Source organism: Streptomyces sp. MS191 (assembly GCF_008042125.1).
Lineage (GTDB): Bacteria > Actinomycetota > Actinomycetes > Streptomycetales > Streptomycetaceae > Streptomyces.
This window is the reverse complement of record NZ_RDBI01000179.1, coordinates 1-2,094: the sequence shown is the minus strand read 5'-3', so window position 1 is coordinate 2,094 and position 2,094 is coordinate 1. Positions and strand designations below refer to the sequence as shown.

Annotated in this window: 3 protein-coding genes; 1 reads left to right on the top strand and 2 read right to left on the bottom strand. The window is 76.2% G+C overall.

Annotation, left to right across the window (positions count from 1 at the left end):
- Positions 1 to 248, bottom strand: a 248-nt coding sequence (locus EAO71_RS36210; RefSeq protein WP_147982045.1) for a helix-turn-helix domain-containing protein, incomplete at its 3' end; no start/stop codon positions are given.
- Positions 249 to 424: 176 nt separating this feature from the next.
- Between EAO71_RS36210 and EAO71_RS36205 the strand changes: the two genes are divergently transcribed.
- Positions 425 to 1,009 carry a hypothetical protein gene (locus tag EAO71_RS36205; protein ID WP_147982044.1) on the top strand — a complete coding sequence of 195 codons (585 nt, stop codon included), beginning with the start codon at positions 425 to 427 and terminating at the stop codon, positions 1,007 to 1,009.
- Between the two features lie 178 nt (positions 1,010 to 1,187).
- Here EAO71_RS36205 and EAO71_RS36200 read toward each other — a convergent pair whose 3' ends face one another.
- Positions 1,188 to 2,069: a diacylglycerol/lipid kinase family protein gene (locus EAO71_RS36200; protein ID WP_147982043.1), complete on the bottom strand. Its 882-nt coding sequence runs from the start codon at positions 2,067 to 2,069 to the stop codon at positions 1,188 to 1,190.
- Between the last annotated feature and the right edge of the window lie 25 nt (positions 2,070 to 2,094).

The following is a 2,094-nucleotide window of genomic DNA, read 5'->3' as shown; positions in this document are numbered from 1 at the left end:
GGGTCGGGTGCGGGATAGAGCCGGGCGAGGCTGCCCAGGAGGCGGGCGTACGCGTCCCGTTCCGGTGGTCTCGGCTCGGTCCTGCCGGCCTCCCAGCCACTGACCGTGGCCCGGCGGACCTGGAGGGCCGAGGCCACCTCGTCCAGCGTCAGACCGTGGGCCAGGCGCAGCCGCCTGCGCTCCCCCGGTGCCGGGAGCGGGGAGCGGGACGCGACCAGTGCGTCGACCGCGTCGAACAACTCGGACACGTAAGCACCTCCTGAGCGTGACCCTACCCCTCCGACCGTACGCAACGCGTACGCGGGGCGTACGCCATCCGTACCTGTCGCGGAAGAAGGCGTTCCACGGTCCGGGCGCACCGCGAGCGGTCCGTGCGCCCCGGGCGGCGAGGAGAGCGGGCGAGGCGTTGTCGCAGAATGACGGGATGGAGATGTCTGAGCCCTTCGCGACGACGGTCGCGGCCGTGGCACCCGTGATCTGGGCGATCGGAACGGTGGAGGTCCATCAGGTGCTGAAGCGCGTGTGGGCCCTGCGCGACGAGCGCGACCGCCATCTCGCGGAGGCCCGCGCGGCCATGGCGGCCGTCGAGGACGAGGCGGCCCTGGCGCGAGCCCGCGGAGGGCTGCGGGCCGCCGCGGACGCGGACCGGCGCGCGCTGCCCCCGGCGGTGCTCTACGTGGCGTGGGTGTCGCTGGCGCTCGCGATGGCCGCGTGCGTCCACCGCTCCCTCGCGTGGCTGGCCGAGGCGGGCGGGCCGGGCGAGGTCAGCGGCCCGGCCGGAGGCACGGCGGAGTTCTGTCTCTGGGCCGTGATGGCCGGCCTCGTCTTCGTCACCGCCCTGCCCGTGGTCACGGCGACGGCCGAGGCGGTGCGTTCCCTCCGGCGGACCCGCGCACGGCAACGGGACCTCGCCGCGCTGGAATCCGCCGCGGTCGCGCGCGTCGACGACCGGCGGCGCGCAGCGACGGCGGAGGCTTCGGCCGGGGCGGTCCCGGCGCCGCCCGGGTGATCCGGGCGGTCGCCGGCCCGTCGGCGGTCCGGCGGCCGGCGCCCCGACCCCGCGGTGCGGGGCGGGACTTGCGGGGGCGCCGACCGTACGAGCCCGGAGCCCCGGCCGGCCTTCCTTGCGCCATGGACGGGAGGCCCGGCCCTTGCCCGGGGGCGGAGTCCGCCCCCGGGCAAGGGCGTCAGGCCAGGACCCGCAGCGCGCCCGGCTGGACCCGGACCGTCACGGGCAGGGTCGCGTCGACCTCGCCGTCCGCGCCGTACGGGATCGGGCGGTCCGCCTCGATGCGGATCTCCTTGCCGCGCAGGATCTCGACCTGCGGACGGTGCACGTGGGCGCCCGTCTTCAGCTCGTTCATCGTCGCGAAGAACTGCCGCTTGGGGGCGTCGCCGATCACGACGACGTCCAGCATGCCGTCGTCGAGCAGCGCGCCGGGGGCGACGTTCCTGCCGAAGCCGTAGTAGCCGGAGTTCGCCGCGACGACGGTGTAGCCGGCACGTTCGTACCGCTCTCCGTCGACGGTGACGCGGTACGCGGCCGTCCGCCAGGAGACGACCGCGCGCAGCCCGCCCGCGTAGTACGACGCCGCTCCCCGCAGCAGACGGGAGGCGTTCGCGTGGCGGTTGGCGACCGCGTCGACTCCCGCGTACACGCTCCCGAGGACGGAGAGCCGCGCGTGCGCCGCGGACTCCACCTCGATGGTGTCGACGGCCCGTGGCGTGGCGTCGAGCAGGACCTCGGCGAGTCGCGGGGCGTCGGTGGGCAGTCCGAGGGCGCGGGCGAAGTCGTTGCCGCGCCCCGCGGGCACCAGGCCGAACACCGTGTCGGTGCCGCTGAGCGCGCCACCGACGCAGCCCGCCATCCCGTCGCCGCCGACGGCGAGGACGACGTGGCCCTGCGCTCCCGCCCGTTGGGCGAGTTCCCGCGCGTGGTCCAGGCTGCGGCTGTACACGGTGTCGAGCCGGGCGCCCGCCTCGCGCAGCAGCCGGGCCAGCGGGAGCAGGGCGGCCGTCCCGCTGGAGCCCCCTGCGGTGGGGTTGACGACGGCGGTGAACTGTCGCATGGATCGGGCCTCCGGACGGGGGATG

Bases quoted from the DNA above. Each gene is read 5' to 3' on its own strand.
- EAO71_RS36205 (WP_147982044.1), top strand. From the start codon at position 425: ATGGAGATGTCTGAGCCCTTCGCGACGACGGTCGCGGCCGTGGCACCC.
- EAO71_RS36200 (WP_147982043.1), bottom strand. From the start codon at position 2,069: ATGCGACAGTTCACCGCCGTCGTCAACCCCACCGCAGGGGGCTCCAGC.